This is a genomic window from Sphingomonas sorbitolis, from assembly GCF_036663875.1.
Lineage (GTDB): Bacteria > Pseudomonadota > Alphaproteobacteria > Sphingomonadales > Sphingomonadaceae > Sphingomonas.
Window position 1 is genome coordinate 84,000 of record NZ_JAXOJS010000003.1, and the last position, 17,863, is coordinate 101,862.

Genomic DNA, 17,863 nt, shown 5'->3' on the forward strand with positions numbered 1-17,863 from the left:
GGGAGCCCAGTCTGGATCCCCGCCTTCGCGGGGAAACAATTACCGGGCAACATCGTCTTAGATCGCACCACCCCGGCGAAGGCCGGGGCCCAATTGGAAAGGTCGCAGTAGCGAAGTGCAGCGCTCAGTTTAGAGACGCTGCCTAAGCAGCCTCCTCAACCCGCGGATCGGGCACGTCGAGCGTTGCGCACGTCCCTACCGCAGCGTTCTCGATCGTCACCGTCCCGCGCAACTGGCGCGCAAGGCTGCCGATCATCCGCATCCCGAGACTCTTGCGCGACGCCGCCTTCAAGTCGAAGTCCATTGGCAATCCGCCGCCCTCGTCGGACACCGTCAGCACGATCCGCCCATCCGCGCTGCGCACGGTGATCAGGATCACGCCACCGTCGTCGCCATAGGCATATTTGATCGCGTTGGTGACCAGCTCGGTGACCAGCAGCCCCATCGGGATCGCGACGTCCGCGCTGATCAGGATGGGTTCGATATCGCAGTCGATACGGTGGTTGAGCGATTGCTCGCCCAGCCCCGTCGCGATCCCGCAGACCAGATCGTTCAGCGCGACGATACCGACCTGATCGCCGCGCCAAAGCTGGTCGTGCGTCTGCGCGATCGCGGTGATCCGCGCCTGCGCGTCGCCGAGCAGCCGCCGAATCCGCGGATCGTCGTCCTCCTGCATCTGCAGATTGAGCATCGCCGACACCAAAGCGAGGCTGTTCTTGACGCGGTGGCTGGCCTCGCGCGTGAGCAGCTCTTGGTGCTCCATCGCTTCGCTCAGCCGCTGCTCCGCCTGCTGCCGCTCGATCGCCACGCCGATGAGATTGGCGAACCCCTGCATGAACGCGAAATCGGCGGGCTCGAACTGCCCTTCATCGGGACTGTCGACCTCAAGCACGCCGAAGCGCTTGCCCGATGTCTCGACGAGTACGTTGATCGCGCGCCGGATATTGTGCCGCGCCATGAACTCGGGCGTCCGAAACCGCTGCTCGTTCTCGAGATGGTTCGAGATCACCGGCAGCCCCGTCTCCAGCGCGAACCCGGCAGGCGAGCCGAGATCGGTGCGCATCTCGGTCGACCCGACCACGCCCGGCTCCCAGCCGATGCCGGCCCGCACGAGCAGCGTATCCTGCTCGGGGCGATATTCGAGGAACTTGCAATATTTCGAGCGCATCCCCTCGCCGCACAGCTCGGTCGCGCGCTGCAACATCGGCTGCAAATCGCGCGCGCGCAAAGCCTCGATCCCGAAATCGGCCAGGATCGACTGCTGGCGAAGGCGATACTGAAGCTCGCCCGCGCCCGGAGCAGTATCCCCGCCGGGAGAGTTTTCGACGATAGCCACGTTGAACTCCGCTATACTGGACGCGTCCGGGGGCGTGATCGGAACGCCTTGGGGACTCTCGCAGATCATGGTAGATCGCCCCCATGAACGAGATGGTGCCTCTTACTACCGTGCCGCTCCCCGTAAAGCTTCGGGTCGAGGACTATCTGATGCTCGACGCCGCCGGCGCGTTCGAGGGCTATGGCAAGACCGAGCTGCTGGACGGGGAAATCGTCTACATGAACGCGCAGCACCGGCCGCACGCGCGGATCAAGTCACGGCTGTTCCGCCTGATCGCTGATGCGCTCGATAATCTGCCGATCAATCTGGAGGCGTTGGTCGAAGGATCGGTTTCGATGCCGCCCTACAACGTCCCGGAGCCCGATATCGCCGTGACCGCAGAGCCGGAGGGCGAGGGCCTGATCCCGCTTGCATCGCTCGCACTGGTGATCGAAGTTGCCGATACTACGCTGCGCAACGACCTCGGCCGCAAGCGCAAGATCTATGCGCGCGAAGGTATTGCTGAATATTGGGTAGTCAACGTCCGCGCCGGGATGATCCACCAGATGTGGGCGCCAGTCGGTGATCGCTTCACCCAGTCGCGTGATGTGCCCTTCGACACGGGAATCGAGTCAACGACGATCCCGGACTTGAGGGTAAACACCACCGCGCTTTAGTCAGTGCATCGCCTGCCGGACGAAACTCTGTGCGCCTGCCGGATCGAGCAACGCCAACGTGCCGCCCTGAAAGTTCGGATCATACGTGACCTCGGACCGGGCCCATTCGGGCACCTGCACCGCGTCCAGCGAGGCGGCATCCGACTGCTCGATTTCCGCGAGCTCAAGCCCGGGCAGCGCCGCGAACAGCGCGTATTCCTCAAGCGTCAGATACGTCGTCACCAGCGGCCGCGCGAGCGGATCGGGGACGTCGTATTTCTTTGACAGCTTGAGCACCACGCGCTCGCCGACGCTGTCGGTCATGCGACGCAGCCGGCACCGGATATCAGCAATGTAGACATCCTCGATCAGGATCGATCGGCAGCCATCCAGCGACGGCCGCTTCAGAGGATCGACGAGGAACCACCGCTCACGCTCGACATGCGAGTATTTGTGAGCCGCCAGTTCCTCGTCAAGCCTCTCAGCACGCCATGATCAGCGAGTCAGCTTCTTGTAGGACAGCGCGGTCGGACGATCCGCTGCATCGCCCAGACGGCGGCGCTTGTCCTCTTCGTAGGATTCGAAATTGCCTTCGAACCATTCGACATGGCTGTTGCCCTCGAACGCCAGGATGTGCGTGGCGAGACGATCCAGGAAGAAGCGGTCGTGGCTGATGACCACCGCGCACCCGGCGAAGTTCTCGATCGCTTCCTCGAGCGCGCCCAGGGTCTCGACATCGAGATCGTTGGTAGGCTCGTCGAGCAGCAGCACGTTGCCGCCGCGCTTCAACATCTTGGCGATGTTGACGCGGTTGCGCTCGCCGCCCGACAGCTTGCCGACGTTCTTCTGCTGGTCCTGGCCCTTGAAGTTGAACGCCCCGACATAGGCGCGCGTCGACTGGTCGAAACCGTTGACCTTCATCGAATCGAGGCCGTCGGAGATCTCCTCCCAGACGTTCTTCTTGTCGTCGAGATGATCGCGGCTCTGGTCGACATAGCCGAGCCGCACGGTCGAACCCTTGTCGATCGTGCCGCTGTCCGGCGTCTCCTGCCCAGTGATCAGCTTGAACAGCGTCGACTTGCCGGCGCCGTTGGGACCGATGACGCCAACGATACCGCCCGCGGGTAGCGTGAACGAAAGGTTCTCGAACAACAGCTTGTCGCCGTAAGCCTTGGAGACGTTCTCGAGCTCGATGACCTTGCCGCCGAGACGCTCGGGCACCTGGATGACGATCTGCGCCTTGCCCGGCGAGCGGTTCTCCTGTGCGGAAACGAGGCGTTCGAAGTTGGCGATACGCGCCTTGGACTTGGTCTGCCGCGCCTTGGCGCCCTGGCGAATCCATTCGAGCTCGTTCTTGATCGCGGTCTGACGACCGGATTCCTCGCGATCCTCCTGCTCGAGGCGCTTGGCCTTCTTCTCGAGATAGGTCGAGTAATTGCCCTCGTACGGGAAATACTTGCCACGATCGAGTTCGAGCACCCAGCCGACGACGTTGTCGAGGAAATAGCGGTCATGGGTGATCATCAGCACCGCGCCGGCATAATCCTTCAGGTGGTTCTCCAGCCACTGAACGCTTTCGGCGTCGAGATGGTTGGTGGGCTCGTCGAGCAGCAGGATCCCCGGCTTCTGGATCAGCAGGCGGGTCAGCGCGACGCGGCGCTTCTCACCACCCGACAGCTTGTCGACCGGCCAGTCGCCCGGCGGGCAGCGCAGCGCTTCCATCGCGACCTCGAGCTGGTTGTCGAGCGTCCAGCCGTCGACCGCGTCGATCTTTTCCTGGAGCGTGCCCATCTCTTCGAGCAGCGCGTCGAAGTCGGTGTCGTCCTGGGGATCGCCCATCTCGGCCGAAATCGCGTTGAAACGGTCGACCATGTCCGCAACGCCGCGCGCGCCGTCCTTGACGTTCTCCAGCACCGTCTTCGAGGCGTCGAGCTGCGGCTCCTGCTCGAGATAGCCGACGGTGACGTTCTCGCCCGGCCATGCCTCGCCGGTATAATCCTTGTCGATGCCGGCCATGATCTTGATCAGCGTCGACTTGCCCGCACCGTTGGGCCCGACGATGCCGATCTTGGCGCCATGATAGAATTGCAGGTTGATGTTCGACAGCACCGGCTTGGGCGCGCCGGGGAAGGTCTTCGTCATGTCCTTCATGACATAGGCGTATTGGCCGGCCACGTGGGTCTCCGTTCGGGTGTTCGTGAGGGCGGGATTGATCTGCGCATGTAAGGGCAGGCGCGAAGGTTGGCAACGCGCGCGCTCGGACCTAACGGTAGGTCGACTACCAAGGGGAATAGCCGATGACGCGTATCGCACCACTTCTGGCGGCCTGTGCCGTCATCACCGCCGTTCCCGTCGTGGCGCAGCGCACCGCCGCCCCGCCGACTGCGGCGGATGCGAAGGTCGCTGCACTCCGCGACAAGGCGCTGACCGACGACACCGCCTACAAGATCGTCGAGGGGATCACGACCGAGGTCGGCCCGCGCATGACCGGCACCGAGGCGGCACCGCGGGCGCGCGCCTGGTCGGTCGCCAAGCTGAAGGCGCTGGGGTTCAAGAACGTGCGGGTCGAGCCATACCAGCTGCCGGTATGGTCGCGCGGCACGGAGAGCGGGGAGTTGGTCGCACCCTATGCGCAGAAGCTGCATCTGGTCGGCCTCGGCAATTCGGGCGCGACACCGCCGGGCGGGCTGACGCTGCCGATCGTGTATTTCGCGACGTACAACGATCTGGCGCTCGCCGCCGACGGCAGCCTGAAAGGCAAGATCGCGTTCGTCTCGAACGCGATGCAGCCGACCCAGGACGGGTCGAGCTATGGATCGCAGGGCACCGCGCGCTTCGTCGGACCGAACGTCGCCGCCAAGAAGGGCGCGGCGGCGATCGTGATCCGGTCGATCGGCACCGATCACGGCCGCGGGCCGCACGCGGGCAACACCAATTTCGACGCGGGCGTGACGCCGATCCCCGCCGCCGCGCTGTCGGTCGCGGACGCCGAGCATGTCGAGCGGCTGGTGAAGCTCGGCAAGCCGGTGACGCTGAAGCTGGTGCTCGAGGACAAGCAGGCCGGGATGCAGGAATCGGGTAACGTCGTCGCAGAGGTTCCGGGCACCGACCCCAAGGCGGGCATCGTGCTGGTCGGTGGCCATCTCGACAGCTGGGATCTCGGCACCGGCGCGATCGACGACGGCGCGGGCATCGCAATCACCGCTGCCGCTGCCAAGATCGTGATGGACAGCGGCCAGCGCCCACGTCGCACGATCCGCGTCGTCTGGTTCGGCGACGAGGAGAGCGGCGGGTTCGGCGGAACCGCCTACGCGAAGGCACATGCCGGCGAGCGTCACGCCACCGCCGCCGAATCGGATTTCGGTGCCGATCGCGTCTGGCGGTTCGAAAGCAGCCTGCCAGCCGCCGCCAAGCCCATCGAGGATCGCCTAGCTGTCGCGCTCGCCCCGCTCGGGATCGTCCGTGGTGCCGACACCCCCCATGGTGGCACCGATGTCGGCCCGGTAATCGCCACGGGGGTAGCCGGAATCGACCTAAACCAGTCGGGTCTGCGCTACTTCGACTACCACCACACGCCCGAGGACACACTGGATCTGATCGACCCCGAACAGCTCCGTCAGAACGTCGCGGCCTGGACCGCGATGATCGCGACGGTCGCCAATGCGCCTGAGGAAATCGGTCCGATCGTGCCCGGAAAGTGACCAGTCGCTGCAACCGAAACGTCATCGTTCTGCCGCAAACCTTGCGGACAGATGAATTTAGCGGATTGACCGCCCGCAGGGGTCCGCTATTTGACGTGACTTCGCGACGGCAATCGGGTCGGCCGCGAGTGAAACTATGCTTGGGAGCATTCGAATGAAGAAGATCGTTCTGATCGCTGCTGCCGCCGGCCTGATGTCCGTCGCAGCCTGCAGCAAGTCGCCAGAAGCCGCCGCCGTTGAGAACAACGCGGACATGCTGGCTGACAACATGGAAATGCAGGCTGACAACATGGACGCCATGGCGGACAACACCTCGAACGCAGTCGCTACCGACGTGCTCGAGAACGCTGCTGACAACATGAACGCAGCTGCCGACAACGTCCGTGACGCTGCCGACGAGAAGACCGACAACATGAACTAAAATCTGTCGGGCGTTTCTACGCTCGATAGGATTTAGTGTCGGAAAGGGCGTTCCTTCGGGAGCGCCCTTTTTCTTTGCGCATTTGCTTTGCGCCCTTTTGCCCGATGATCGCTTGCGCTAACGCAGGCGCCGGTGGGGCCTGTAGCTCAACGGTTAGAGCTGGCCGCTCATAACGGCTAGGTTGCGGGTTCGATTCCTGCCGGGCCCACCAACCGCTCCGCATTTCGCGCCGCATATAATTTGCGCCGAGCCGCTGCCCCCCTGATCCATCGACAACCCTGATTCATCGAAAACCCCGGTTCGCTAAAAACCTTGCGGCGGTTCTCGTGGCTTTAAATTCGCGAATAACAACAGCTTGCCCGCCATATCTAGCCGGGAGCAGCTTGCGGTGAACTGTGGCGGACATACTACCCACCACAACTTTATAAATATTAGAGTCCCGGTCTTTAACGTTTGTGAACAATCGACCCTGCATGTAGGTTTTTGGTGGCTACGGCGGTGTTCGCCGTGCTCTCGGGAGACTTTGTAATGTTTATCAAATCCTTCGCCATGGCGGCTGCTGGCCTCGCCCTCGTTGCCGCACCTGTCGCTGCAAGTGCTGCTCCGGCTGCCAGCCTGTCGGTCGGCAAGGCTGCTCGCTCGGGTTCGCAGACCGCAGACAAGAGCAAGGTCGGCGGCGATGGCGGCATCATCATCATCGCGCTCGCCGCGATCGCAGTTGGCGGTGGTCTGTATCTCGCCATCGACGGCGATAGCGACAACTCGGACAGCAACTAATCTACTGGGCCGGTGTGCAAGCACCGGCCCGCATTCTGTCTCGTGCCAGCTATCCGGTAACCGGCTGAACCCGATCGCACCGAACCGCTGACCTTGAGCCTCAGGCGACGACCCCGCCGGTCTTCAACGCCGCGATAGCTGCGGTCGTATAGCCGATCTCCGCCAGCACGTTCTCCGTATCGGTCTGTTCGCCCGCCATTTGCGGTGTGGTGGTCGGTGTTACCGAGTAGCGCGGCGCAGGCGCTGGCTGGATCACACCACCCGCCTCGACGAACGTCCCCCGCGCAGCATTGTGCGGATGCGCGGGCGCCTCAGCCAGCGACAGTACCGGCGCGAAACACGCATCGGTGTGTTCGAGAATCGCGCACCAATCATCGCGGGTCCGGGTCGCGAACACCGCCGCCAGCTTTTCTTTCAGCGCAGGCCAGCCGCGCGGATCCATCTGGCGATCGAACGCGGGATCTGCCGCCAGCCCCGCCTTCTCGCGTAGCACGGCGTAGAATTGCGGCTCGATCGCACCGATCGACACGTATTTGCCGTCTGCGCAGGCATAGGTGTCGTAGAAATGCGCGCCGCTATCGAGCAGGTTCACGCCGCGCTCGTCGCGCCACAGGCCCTGCCCGTGAAAGCTCCAGATCATGCTCATCAACAGCGCGGCACCATCGGTCATCGCGCAGTCGATCACCTGCCCCTGCCCGGTCGTCCGCGCGTGGAGCAGCGCGCTGACCATGCCGAATGCGAGCATCATCGCACCCCCGCCGAAATCACCGACCATGTTGATCGGCGGCGTCGGCTTCTCGCCTGCCCGCCCGAACGCGTGCAGGGCGCCGGCCAGCGCGATGTAGTTGATGTCGTGTCCCGCCGCCTGCGCGTACGGCCCATCCCGTCCCCAGCCGGTCATCCGGCCATAGACGAGCCGCGGATTGGTCCCGAGCAGCACGTCCGGCCCGAGCCCCAATCGTTCGGTCACACCAGGCCGGAACCCCTCGACGAAGCCATCCGCCGATGCGACCAGATCGCGGACGACACCGATCCCCGCGGCGGACTTGAGATCGACCGCAATCGTTTTCCGCGATCGCAGGAGGATGTCCTTGGCAGGATCGCCGCCCGGCCCGCCCCTTTTCGCGTCCGGGCGCTCGATCCGGATCACTTCCGCGCCGTGATCGGCGAGCATCATGCAGGCGAACGGCGCCGGGCCGATCCCGGCAAGCTCGACGATCCGGATCCCGGCGAGTGGGCCACTCATCGCCGCAGCCTCGTCCCGCGCAGACCATCTCCCGCCGCCATGATACCTCTCCGATGGCTTCTTATTAGCGGAGCAGGGTCACAGCATTAGCAGACCCGGTCAAGCAACCGGCACTTAGCCGATCGGCAGGTCGAGCAGCAGCTCGCGGACATAGCGGACCGGCGGCGAACCATGCGCGAGCAGCGCGTCGTTATAGCGCTTCAGGTCGAACGCCGCGCTTTCACGCTTCCTGACCTCGTCCCGCAGCGCCATATGCTCCGAATAGCCGGTAAAATAGCTCAGCAGCTGCGTCGAACCGAGCGAGGCGCGGACCCATTTACCTGCCGCTTCGCGCTCCTGCTGGAACGCGGTATGCGTCATCAGCTGCATCGCCTGCTCGCGCGTCATGCCCTCGGTGTGGATGCCGATGTCGAGCAGCGAGTTCGAGATCGAGCGCAGCCGCATTTTCAGCACGGTCAGCTTGAACAGCGGATCGCCGTTCAGATATCCCTCGTCCGCCATCATCCCCTCGGCGTACACCGCCCAGCCCTCGACGAACGGCCCCGAGCCGAGCACCGCGCGCAGCGTCGACTGCGTGGCATTGGCGTGCGCGAGCTGGAGGAAATGCCCCGGCATCGCCTCGTGCACTGCCAGGTCGTGGATCATATAGTCGTTATATTCGCTCAGGAACGACGTCGCCTGCGCCTCGGTCCAGTCGTCGGGGATCGGCGACACCGCGAAGAACGTGCCGAGATTCTTCTCCAGCGGGCCCGGTGAATCGCAATAGGCGACCGCGACGCCCTGCTGGAACTTGGGCATCGTGATGATCTTCACCGGACCGTCGGGCATCCCGACCAGCCCCTTGTCGCGGACGAAGGCAGTCGCCTGCGCCAGCGCCTTGGTCGAGGCGTCGATCATGCCGTCGCGTGCAGGCCGCTTGGCGTAGGTGAGTTCGAGCGCGAGCTGGATCGCCGCCTGTTGCTGCGCGTCGGACGGCGTGTCGGGGAGCAGGAGCGCGTCCTTCTTGGCACCGAATATCTGCCGCGCGATCGCGTACATCTGCGCGCGGGTGTCGACGATCGCAGCCTGCGCACGACGCTTGATCTCGGTGCGGGTCAGGTCGGATTGGAGCGCGAAGCGGAGCTTCTTGTCGTAGAGCGCCGCACCAAGGCGGAAGTCGCCCTTCGCACCGGGGACGAGCGTCTTGTCGAGCCAGACCCGATGCTCGGCGACCGCCGCCTTCAGTTTCACGAGCGCGGCGTCGAAACGTTTGGCTTCCGCTGCCGACAACTCGCTCTTGTGCGGCGCGAGCATGCTCTCGGCGATGTCGACGATGCCGCTGTTCTGCTTCGCCACCGTCGTCGCATAGATCGAGGGCACGCGCGCCACCACGATGTTCGCACGCGCCTGCGCCAGCAGTGCGGGAAGCGCCTCCATCCGTGCTGTCGCTGCATTCAAACGCAGCGGCCACGGCGCGAAATCGCGCGCGGCGAGGGAGTAGAGCGAGCTGCCGGCGATGTCGTTATAGACCTGCGGATCCCACGCCCACCCGCCGAGCGTCTCGGTGTCCCAGATGTCGTAGCGCAGCGCATTGTCGAGCAACGCCGCATCGACCTGCTCCTCGCGCGACAGGGCTTTCCGGTCGATCCGCTGGAGGTCGGCGAGCATCGCCTTCGAGAACGCCTCGCGCTTGGCGCGCCGCGCAGCCGACATGTCGGTGACCTGCGCATCGAACCGGTGATCGCCGAGCGATGTCGCCGACGACGGATTGAGCCGGGCGAGGCCATCGACATAGCGCTTCGACAGCGACGCGAACGCGCTCGTCTCGGGTTGCGCGGCCAACACGGGCGCGGGGATCGACAAAACGGGGAGCGCCAGGATCGCGGCGCCGAGTAGCAGACGGAAATTACGCATCATGAATTCCTGATGATCAGCGCTGCGGCGCGGTGACGAGTTGCGAGTTCAGATAGACGGTGACGAGCGCCGCGCGCTTGGCGTCCTCGATCTTGTCGGCGCCCGCCGCATGGCCGCCCTCGGGGTTCTCATAATAGAAGAACGGATCACCATACGCCTCCAAGCGCGCCGCGAATTTCCGCGCGTGGCCGGGGTGGACGCGGTCGTCCTCGGTCGAGGTGTAGATGAAGGGCACCGGGTATTTCACCCCGCGCGTGAGGTTCTGATACGGCGAGTATTTCGAGATGAACGCCCAGTCCGCCGGCTTGTCCGGGTCGCCATATTCCCCCATCCACGACGCCCCCGCCGACAGATGCGAGTATTTCTGCATATCGAGCAGCGGTGATCCCATTAGGATCGCGCCATACAGGTCCGGCCGCTGCTCCATCGCAACGCCGACCAGCAGACCGCCGTTCGACCGCCCCGACACCGCGATCTTCCGTTTCGCGCTGACACCGGTGCAAACCAGATCGTCGCCGACCGCGTGGAGATCGTCATACGCCTTTTGCCGGTCCTCGCGCAGCGTCGCCTGATGCCAGCGCGGCCCGTATTCGCCGCCGCCACGGATGTTGGCGAGCACGAACGCGTTGCCCTCCTCGACCCAGAACAGCCCCGCCGGGCCCGACCGGTACGGCTGGTCGACCAGATAGGTCGGCGTCTGCGCATTGCGGAACCCGCCATAGGCATGGACGAGCGCAGGCACCGGGCCGGTCGTGCCCTTCTTGCGGACGAGGAAATACGGAATCTTGGTCCCGTCCTTCGACGTGGCGAACCGCTGTTCGACCTGCATCGCCGACGCATCGAACCGCGCCGGCAGCGTATCGACCGCGACCGGCTTGGCGTTCGGACGGATCGCATAGAGTGCGGGCGGGCTGAGAAAGCTCTCGACCATCGCGAAGGCGAGATCGTCTTTCCCCGCGGTCGCATCGAGATGGATCGTCGAGGATGCAGGCAGTGCCGCGACCGATTGCGTCCAGCTGCCGTCCGCACCGCGCGCGAGCGACACCAGCCGGCCGGACACGTCGTCGAGCATCTTCACCCACAGCACCGACTTGCTCGAATCGACCTGCTCCACCGCCTGTGTCGCGGTCGGCACCAGCACGCGCTCGATCGTCGGCGCACGGCCAGCCAGCACGTCGGCGATGCTGTAGGCGACGATCGCCCCCGCCGGCACTCCGCGCCAGTCGGAGGCGAGCGTCGCGATCAGCCGGCCGTCGAGCACGGTGTTGATCACCGCATCGTCGGGCAGCGGCGATGGCACGAGCCGACCGTCCTGCGCGATATGACTTCGCTTCGAATGGAAGAAGTCGGTGTCGCGGACGACCAGCGGATAGCGCTGCTCGCCATCCGGAAACACGCTGACGTTGATCCCTACGTCGTCCTGCGTCGCGCTGGCGATCTCGGTCGCGGCGGTCAGTGGCGTACCGCGGCGCCACAGTTTTGCGGTGCGCGGATAGCCCGACTTGGTCAGGCTGTCGGCGCCGTAATCGGTCGCGACATACAGCGCGTCCGGCCCGGCCCAGCTCAGCCGCGTCTTGAAGATCGGCACGACGAAACCGTCGGTCACGAACTTGCCCGAAGGAATGTCGAACTCGCGCTCGACCACCGCATCGCCGCCGCCGTCCGACAGCGCGACCATGCAGCGGTCATAGGACGGCGAGCGACACGTCACGCCCTTCCACACCCAGCTCTTGCCCTCCGCCCTGCCCAGCGCATCGACGTCGATCAGCGTCCGCCACACCGGCTTGCCGCTCTTGAACGACGCCAGCGACGCGACCCGCCACAGGCCCCTCACGTTGGCCTTGTCCTGCCACAGGTTCAGCACCTGGTCGCCGACCACGTCGTCGGGCGTCGCGATCTGGCGGTCGGCCTGCAACAGGTCGAGCGCACGCTGGCGGTAGCGCGCAAAGCCCGGCTTGGCCTCCAGCGCGGCGAGCGACCGCGTGTTCCACTGCTTCACCGTCCCCAGTGCCCGCGCGCCGTGAATATTCTCGAGATACGTGTTCGGATCGGCGGCTGGCGTCTGGGCGATCGCGCTCGTCGACAATGCGAGAAGAGCGAGAAGAGGCAGGCGAAGGGACATCGTCGGACTTTCTGTAATCGGTCGCGCATCCTTAGGCACAAGGAATGACTTCGTCACCGGTAGCGCCGTATAAGGCCCGCAAAACATAGGAGAGGATGATGGCCGTGGCCCCGAAGACTGCGCCGCATTTCGGCGATTACCAGAACGCGATCTACTTCGCCGGGCTGAACGGCGTGGTGCCGAGCGTGCCGGTCGATTTCGCGACGCTGGAGGCACGCGCGTCCGCGGCCTTGCCCCCCGCGACGCTCGCCTATCTCCAGGGTGGCTGCGGCGACGAGCATACCCAGCGCCACAATGCCGATGCGTTCGCGCACTGGGGCATGACGCCGCGGATGATGGTCGACTGCACCCACCGCGACCTGTCGATCAAGCTGTTCGGGATGATGCTGCCGACGCCGCTGTTCATGGCCCCGGTCGGGATCAACGGTATCTGCACGCAGGATGGCCATGGCGATCTCGCGGCAGCGCAGGCAGCGGCGATCACCGGCGTACCCTTGTGCCAGTCGACGCTGTCGAACGATCCGCTTGAGGACGTCGCCACGCGGTTCGGCGATACGCCAGAGTTCTTCCAGCTCTACACGCCGAAGAACGATGCGCTGACCGAAAGCCTCGTGCGCCGCGCCGAATCTGCCGGGTACAAGGCGATCGTCGTCACACTCGACACATGGGTGACCGGCTGGCGCCCGCGCGACCTCAACACCGCGAACTTCCCGCAGCTCCGCGGCCAAGTGCTCGCCAATTATTTCAGCGACCCGGTATTCCGCGCGATGCTCGACCGCCCGCCCGAGGAGGACGGCGCGGCAGCGGTGCGGCAATGGGCAGGCGTGTTCGGCAAGGTGCTGACCTGGGCCGACATGCCCTGGCTGCGCTCGCTGACCAAATTGCCGCTGGTCTTGAAAGGCATCTGCCACCCCGACGATGCACGCCGCGCGATCGATGCGGGCGCCGACGCGATCTATTGCTCGAACCATGGCGGGCGGCAGGCGAATGGCGGGATCGCGGCGATCGACATGCTGCCGGACATCGTAGCGGCGTCGGGCTCGACGCCGGTGCTGTTCGATTCCGGCGTGCGATCGGGCACCGACATGGTGAAGGCACTCGCGCTCGGTGCCACCGCGGTCGGCGTCGGCCGCCCCTATGCTTACGGCCTCGCGCTGGGCGGCGCGACGGGCGCGGCGCATGTGTTGAAATGCCTGCTCGCGGAGGCGGACCTGCTGATGGCGGTCAACGGCTACCCGACGATCGCCGACGTCCGCGCCGCCGGTGCGATCCGTCAGCGCTGACCGATCTTCCCCGCCAGGGGGAGGATCAACTACTGTGATCGGCGATGATCTGCCACGCTGTACCACGCCGCGCGAAGACCAACGTCGTCATGCCGCTTTCGGTCGTCGATGGCCCAGTCAGCGTCCAGCGCGCGAACAGCATCGCGTGACGCGGATCGATCCCGCGCATCTCCAGGAATGCGAACGACAGCGTGCCGCGCGCGTTGCCGACGCCGCGAAAACTCGGTCGGTATTTATCGGCGATCGCCGGCTTGCCGCGCAGCAATCCCTTCGGCGTCACGAACACCGCATCATCGGCATACACCGCCATGAACCGCGCGAGATCACCCGCATTCCACCCCGCCGCGCTTGCCTCCATCGCTTGGCGGATCGCGGTCTCGGCGGGCACCGGCGCCGCCGCCGTGACAGCGATCAGCGCGAAGGGAACGATCAAGGCCTGCATCATTCCCTCGCCATCAGTTCGAGCAACCCCGCCTCGCCGACCGGTTCGGACAGCAGGAACCCCTGATACAGGCTGCACCCTCCCGCGGCGAGCAATTCGAGTTGCGACGGCGTCTCCACCCCCTCGGCCACCACTGCGAGGCCGAGCGAGCGCGCCATCGTGATCGCGCCCGCCACCACCACGCGGTCACGCGCGCTGCCGTCGATATCGCGCACCAGCGATTTGTCGATCTTCACGTAATCGAGTGGCAGCGACTTGAGATAGGCGAGGCTAGAATAGCCCGTCCCGAAATCGTCGATCGCAACGCGACACCCCGCCCCACGCAGTTTGGCAAGCAAGGCAGACGCCGTCGCCAGATCCTCGATCAGCCCCGTCTCGGTAATCTCGACGGTCAGCCGCCCCCGCGGAAACCCGCTCTCGTCGATCCGCGCGAGGAACAGCGCCGCAAACCCCGGTCGCGTGATATCCGCCGCAGTCAGGTTGAGCGACACGCGCAGCGTTCCCAGAGCCTCCGGCCACGCCACCGCACGCGCGAGCACCAGCCGCTGGATATGATCCGACAACGCGATGCCGAGGTCCGCGCGATCGGCGGCATCGAACAGTGTATCCGCCCCGAGCGGCCCCAAGGTCCCGTGGTTCCACCGTGCCAGCGCCTCGACCCCGGTGATCCTGCCGCTCGCAATCTCGACCTGCGGCTGCCAGCGCAGATCAATCTCGTCGCGCTCGATCGCGTGGTGCAGGTCGATCGCGAGCGCATCGATCGGCGCGACACCATCGGGCAGCGCGACGTGCAGCACCGATCCGTCGCTCGCCTTCGCCTCCGCCAGCGCCTCGCTCGCCCGCCGCAGCAGCGCCGCCGCATCGTCGCCCGGCTGGCGCTGTGCCACGCCAAACCGGCAGCCGAGCACCGCACGCGTATCCGCCACCCGGAACGGCCGTGCGAGCGCCGCATCGAGCGCGGTGATCGCCGCGGTCACCGCAGCCCCCGACGCCTCGATCGCCAGCGCGAATTCGGACCCGCCTAGCCGCGCGACGATCGAATCGACGCCGATCGCGGCATGCGCGATCGTCTCGGTCCGTCGCACCGCCGCCTCGATCAGCGCATCGACCGCAGGCCGGCCATGCGCGGCATTGACGATATCGAGCCGCGACAGTGACACCAGCACCACCGCAACAGGTAGGTCGGCGGCGATACGCCCGACGATCCAGCGGCGGACATCACCGGTCTCGCGGTCGTACAACGACACGCCGGGGATCCTGCGCCGATCGATCGCGCTGCCTGCGGTGCGCACCGCATGGCGGCCGGCAAACCGCAACGCCTGGACGAGTTCGCCGTCACTCGCCGGGCTCGTGAGGAACTGCGTCGCGCCCGCATCGAAGAACTCGCCGACCGCGCCGACGTCGCCGCGCGACACCAGCACCAGCAGCGCGGCGCCATTGGTCGCGATCAGCCCGCCCAGCGACAGCGTCGCCGCCAGCCCCTCTTCGAACGCCCCGCGCGCATCGATCAGCGCGACCGCCGCACCGCTCGCCAGAAAGCGGCTTTCGATCGCCTCGGCATCGCTCACGACCTGCGCGTGCCAGTCCGCGCCGCCCCCCGCGCACGCCAAAATCTCTGCGATTTCACCGCGTTGACGGAACGATACCGCGAACAGCGTCGTTGCCGTCTGCATGTCTTCCATATCCGTCGCACCCTGCTCCATCGGTGCGAGCCTAGCTGGCGTATCGCCCCCCGCCAATCCATTACCAGCCGATCCGGCCTTGTTCCCGGGACAGTCCGGTCCTAGCTCTGAAGGCATGACGCTCGCGCCCGCCCTCAACCAGAAGCCGTTGCGCGACACGCATGGTCGTACGATCAAGTATCTGCGGATTTCGGTCACCGATCGCTGCGACCTGCGCTGCCGCTACTGCATGTCGGAGAAGATGACGTTCCTGCCGCGATCGAAGCTGTTGAGCCTCGAAGAGATCGCGATCATCGCGGAGCGCTTCATTGCGCGCGGCGTGACCAAGATCCGTCTTTCCGGCGGTGAGCCGCTGGTGCGCCGGGACGTCGCCGAGCTGGTCCAGCGGCTTGGTCACAACATCGGATCGGGGCTGGAAGAGCTCACGATGACGACCAACGGCACGCGCCTCGCGCAGCATGCCGAGGCGATGGTCGATGCGGGCATCCGCCGCGTCAACGTCAGCATGGACAGCCGCGACCCCGAGCGCTTCCGCTACATCACCCGCCACGGCGACGTGTCGCAGGTGATCGGCGGCATTTACGCGGCGCGCGACGCAGGGCTGGCGATCAAGATCAACATGGTCGCGTTGAAGGGCTTCAACGAGGACGAGATCGCGCCGATGCTGGCGTGGTGCCGCGACGAGGGCTTCGACCTGTCGCTGATCGAGACGATGCCGCTCGGCGCGATCGACGAAGACCGCACCGACCGCTTCCTGCCGCTGACCAAGGTGTTCGAAGACCTCGGCCAGCAGTTCACGCTCGCCCGCGACGCGCACAAGACCGGCGGCCCGGCACGCTATTGGAATGTCGACGGCACGCGCACGCGGCTCGGGTTGATCTCGCCGCTGACCGCCAATTTCTGCGACGGCTGCAACCGCGTCCGCCTGACCACCGAAGGCAAGCTCTACATGTGCCTCGGCCATGACGATCAAGTCGATCTCAAGGCCGCGCTGCGCGAAGGTGGCACCGCTGGCCTCGACGAAGCGATCGACGCTGGCCTGTTCGCCAAGCCCAAGGCGCACGACTTCCGCATCGGCCAGGGCGAAGGCCCCGCGGTCGCACGCCACATGAGCGTCACCGGCGGATGAGCCGATACGAGCGGCGGGCGCTGGTCGCGTCCAACACCCCGCCTGCTCGTGCCGCCGAGGCTCAGCTCGCCGACATGGCCGACTGGGTACCTGTCGAGGACGCCGACGTAATCATCGCGCTCGGCGGCGATGGCTTCATGCTCCAGACGCTCCACGCGATGCTCGAGCGCCGCAAGCCGCCCGTACCCGTGTTCGGGATGAACCTCGGCACGGTCGGCTTCCTGATGAACGAATGGCGCCACCACGGCCTCACAGACCGTCTGGAGCGCGCGAAACCGTTCAAGGTCGTCCCGCTGAGCATGACCGCGCTCGGTGTCGACGGGCGCACGCACACGCTGCCCGCGATCAACGAGGTGTCGTTCCTGCGCGAGACCCGCCAGACCGCAAACCTCGAAGTAACGGTGAACGACCGCATCGTCCTGCCCGAACTCGCCTGTGACGGCATCCTCGTCGCCACCCCCGCGGGCTCGACCGCGTACAACCTCTCCGCGCATGGTCCGATCCTGCCGCTGGGTTCGGGGATGATCGCGCTGACCCCGATCAGCCCGTTCCGCCCGCGGCGCTGGCGTGGTGCGATCCTGCCCGACAAGGCGCGCATCGGCATCCGCGTGCTCGATCCCGGCAAGCGTCCCGTCTCCGCGGTCGCCGACCAGCGCGAGATCCGCGACGTCGCGCAGGTCGACATCTGCATGGACCGCGCGCGCGAACTCACCCTGTTGTTCGATCCTGAGCACGCGCTCGACGACCGGATCACGATGGAGCAGTTCGTCTCCTGACCGCGGTTTATCGCGGGCTTTGCATTTTTGCGGAGAAACCCGCTTGCATCGTCCGACTGGCCGTTTATAGAGCCGCCTCCGGCAACGTTCCCTGATAGCTCAGCGGTAGAGCTCTCGACTGTTAATCGAGTGGCCGTAGGTTCGAATCCTACTCAGGGAGCCATTTTTTGCCAGGAAATCCTCGGCCTTTGCTGAGATTGGATGGTGGCAACGCCCCGCCGTTATTACACACATTATGACATTCGCGGTTCGTTCTCACGCGTTGATACGGCCGGTCTGTTGTCACCGCACGATCAGATTGTCATCCGCTCCGCCGTACTCTGCGCCCAAGGAATTAGCGCCAGCATGACCGTCGCTAGCGACAACTCGCGCGGCCCGCTCTTCGCAAAACACTTGCCAGCGTCCAAGACTGAAGCCGGA

The 17,863-nt window shown here is 65.5% G+C and carries 15 protein-coding genes and 2 tRNA genes; 9 read left to right on the forward strand and 8 right to left on the reverse strand.

Features of this window, described 5'->3' with window-relative positions:
- Positions 1 to 142: 142 nt before the first annotated feature.
- Entirely contained in the window at positions 143 to 1,336 is a 1,194-nt protein-coding gene (locus tag U1763_RS09670) for a sensor histidine kinase (protein WP_332755050.1), read from the reverse strand.
- 149 nt (positions 1,337 to 1,485) lie between these two features.
- Here U1763_RS09670 and U1763_RS09675 point away from each other — a divergent pair, with 149 nt between their 5' ends.
- Positions 1,486 to 1,992: a Uma2 family endonuclease gene (locus U1763_RS09675; RefSeq protein WP_332755051.1), complete on the forward strand. Its 507-nt coding sequence runs from the start codon at positions 1,486 to 1,488 to the stop codon at positions 1,990 to 1,992.
- Here U1763_RS09675 and U1763_RS09680 read toward each other — a convergent pair whose 3' ends face one another.
- Positions 1,993 to 2,295, reverse strand: a complete 303-nt coding sequence (locus tag U1763_RS09680; RefSeq protein ID WP_332755052.1) for a CYTH domain-containing protein — start codon at positions 2,293 to 2,295, stop codon at positions 1,993 to 1,995.
- A gap of 171 nt (positions 2,296 to 2,466) precedes the next feature.
- The gene (gene ettA, locus U1763_RS09685; RefSeq protein ID WP_056050793.1) at positions 2,467 to 4,146 is read right to left on the reverse strand and encodes an energy-dependent translational throttle protein EttA; all 1,680 of its coding nucleotides are present in this window, start codon (positions 4,144 to 4,146) and stop codon (positions 2,467 to 2,469) included.
- Positions 4,147 to 4,268: 122 nt separating this feature from the next.
- On the opposite strand from ettA, the gene U1763_RS09690 reads away from it, so the two are divergent.
- The 4 genes from U1763_RS09690 to U1763_RS09705 all read left to right on the forward strand — a co-directional run bounded on the left by U1763_RS09690 (position 4,269) and on the right by U1763_RS09705 (position 6,870).
- The gene (locus U1763_RS09690) at positions 4,269 to 5,672 is read left to right on the forward strand and encodes a M20/M25/M40 family metallo-hydrolase (protein WP_332755053.1); all 1,404 of its coding nucleotides are present in this window, start codon (positions 4,269 to 4,271) and stop codon (positions 5,670 to 5,672) included.
- Between the two features lie 154 nt (positions 5,673 to 5,826).
- Positions 5,827 to 6,093: a hypothetical protein gene (locus U1763_RS09695; protein WP_031393308.1), complete on the forward strand. Its 267-nt coding sequence runs from the start codon at positions 5,827 to 5,829 to the stop codon at positions 6,091 to 6,093.
- 135 nt (positions 6,094 to 6,228) lie between these two features.
- Positions 6,229 to 6,304: transfer RNA gene (locus U1763_RS09700), tRNA-Ile, on the forward strand.
- A gap of 317 nt (positions 6,305 to 6,621) precedes the next feature.
- On the forward strand, positions 6,622 to 6,870 hold the full coding sequence (locus tag U1763_RS09705; RefSeq protein ID WP_332755054.1) for a hypothetical protein: 249 nt from the start codon (positions 6,622 to 6,624) through the stop codon (positions 6,868 to 6,870).
- 100 nt (positions 6,871 to 6,970) lie between these two features.
- On the opposite strand, the gene U1763_RS09710 is transcribed toward U1763_RS09705, so the two are convergent.
- From U1763_RS09710 to U1763_RS09720, 3 genes are all read right to left on the reverse strand, one after another.
- Complete coding sequence (locus U1763_RS09710) at positions 6,971 to 8,116, reverse strand: CaiB/BaiF CoA transferase family protein (protein WP_332755055.1); 1,146 nt, start codon at positions 8,114 to 8,116, stop codon at positions 6,971 to 6,973.
- Positions 8,117 to 8,230: 114 nt separating this feature from the next.
- Complete coding sequence (locus U1763_RS09715; RefSeq protein WP_332755056.1) at positions 8,231 to 10,009, reverse strand: DUF885 domain-containing protein; 1,779 nt, start codon at positions 10,007 to 10,009, stop codon at positions 8,231 to 8,233.
- A gap of 16 nt (positions 10,010 to 10,025) precedes the next feature.
- Entirely contained in the window at positions 10,026 to 12,131 is a 2,106-nt protein-coding gene (locus U1763_RS09720) for a prolyl oligopeptidase family serine peptidase (RefSeq protein ID WP_332755057.1), read from the reverse strand.
- Between the two features lie 98 nt (positions 12,132 to 12,229).
- Here U1763_RS09720 and U1763_RS09725 point away from each other — a divergent pair, with 98 nt between their 5' ends.
- Entirely contained in the window at positions 12,230 to 13,414 is a 1,185-nt protein-coding gene (locus tag U1763_RS09725) for an alpha-hydroxy-acid oxidizing protein (RefSeq protein ID WP_332755058.1), read from the forward strand.
- A gap of 25 nt (positions 13,415 to 13,439) precedes the next feature.
- Here the strand turns inward: U1763_RS09725 and U1763_RS09730 are convergent, their stop codons facing one another.
- Entirely contained in the window at positions 13,440 to 13,859 is a 420-nt protein-coding gene (locus tag U1763_RS09730) for a YybH family protein (RefSeq protein ID WP_332755059.1), read from the reverse strand.
- Positions 13,856 to 15,529 carry a bifunctional diguanylate cyclase/phosphodiesterase gene (locus U1763_RS09735; RefSeq protein ID WP_332755060.1) on the reverse strand — a complete coding sequence of 558 codons (1,674 nt, stop codon included), beginning with the start codon at positions 15,527 to 15,529 and terminating at the stop codon, positions 13,856 to 13,858. Before U1763_RS09735 ends, U1763_RS09730 begins: the two co-directional genes overlap by 4 nt.
- Before the next feature lie 124 nt (positions 15,530 to 15,653).
- Here U1763_RS09735 and moaA point away from each other — a divergent pair, with 124 nt between their 5' ends.
- The 3 genes from moaA to U1763_RS09750 all read left to right on the forward strand — a co-directional run bounded on the left by moaA (position 15,654) and on the right by U1763_RS09750 (position 17,606).
- Positions 15,654 to 16,667, forward strand: a complete 1,014-nt coding sequence (gene moaA, locus U1763_RS09740) for a GTP 3',8-cyclase MoaA (RefSeq protein ID WP_332755061.1) — start codon at positions 15,654 to 15,656, stop codon at positions 16,665 to 16,667.
- Entirely contained in the window at positions 16,664 to 17,443 is a 780-nt protein-coding gene (locus U1763_RS09745; protein ID WP_132738563.1) for an NAD kinase, read from the forward strand. Before moaA ends, U1763_RS09745 begins: the two co-directional genes overlap by 4 nt.
- A gap of 88 nt (positions 17,444 to 17,531) precedes the next feature.
- Positions 17,532 to 17,606: transfer RNA gene (locus tag U1763_RS09750), tRNA-Asn, on the forward strand.
- Positions 17,607 to 17,863 lie beyond the last annotated feature (257 nt).

Coding starts and splice junctions, on each gene's coding strand:
- U1763_RS09675 (WP_332755051.1), top strand. CDS start 1,486: ATGCTCGACGCCGCCGGCGCGTTCGAGGGCTATGGCAAGACCGAGCTG.
- U1763_RS09680 (WP_332755052.1), bottom strand. CDS start 2,295: ATGACCGACAGCGTCGGCGAGCGCGTGGTGCTCAAGCTGTCAAAGAAA.
- U1763_RS09690 (WP_332755053.1), top strand. CDS start 4,269: ATGACGCGTATCGCACCACTTCTGGCGGCCTGTGCCGTCATCACCGCC.
- U1763_RS09695 (WP_031393308.1), top strand. CDS start 5,827: ATGAAGAAGATCGTTCTGATCGCTGCTGCCGCCGGCCTGATGTCCGTC.
- U1763_RS09705 (WP_332755054.1), top strand. CDS start 6,622: ATGTTTATCAAATCCTTCGCCATGGCGGCTGCTGGCCTCGCCCTCGTT.
- U1763_RS09710 (WP_332755055.1), bottom strand. CDS start 8,116: ATGAGTGGCCCACTCGCCGGGATCCGGATCGTCGAGCTTGCCGGGATC.
- U1763_RS09715 (WP_332755056.1), bottom strand. CDS start 10,009: ATGCGTAATTTCCGTCTGCTACTCGGCGCCGCGATCCTGGCGCTCCCC.
- U1763_RS09720 (WP_332755057.1), bottom strand. CDS start 12,131: ATGTCCCTTCGCCTGCCTCTTCTCGCTCTTCTCGCATTGTCGACGAGC.
- U1763_RS09725 (WP_332755058.1), top strand. CDS start 12,230: ATGGCCGTGGCCCCGAAGACTGCGCCGCATTTCGGCGATTACCAGAAC.
- U1763_RS09730 (WP_332755059.1), bottom strand. CDS start 13,859: ATGATGCAGGCCTTGATCGTTCCCTTCGCGCTGATCGCTGTCACGGCG.
- U1763_RS09735 (WP_332755060.1), bottom strand. CDS start 15,529: ATGCAGACGGCAACGACGCTGTTCGCGGTATCGTTCCGTCAACGCGGT.
- moaA (WP_332755061.1), top strand. CDS start 15,654: ATGACGCTCGCGCCCGCCCTCAACCAGAAGCCGTTGCGCGACACGCAT.
- U1763_RS09745 (WP_132738563.1), top strand. CDS start 16,664: ATGAGCCGATACGAGCGGCGGGCGCTGGTCGCGTCCAACACCCCGCCT.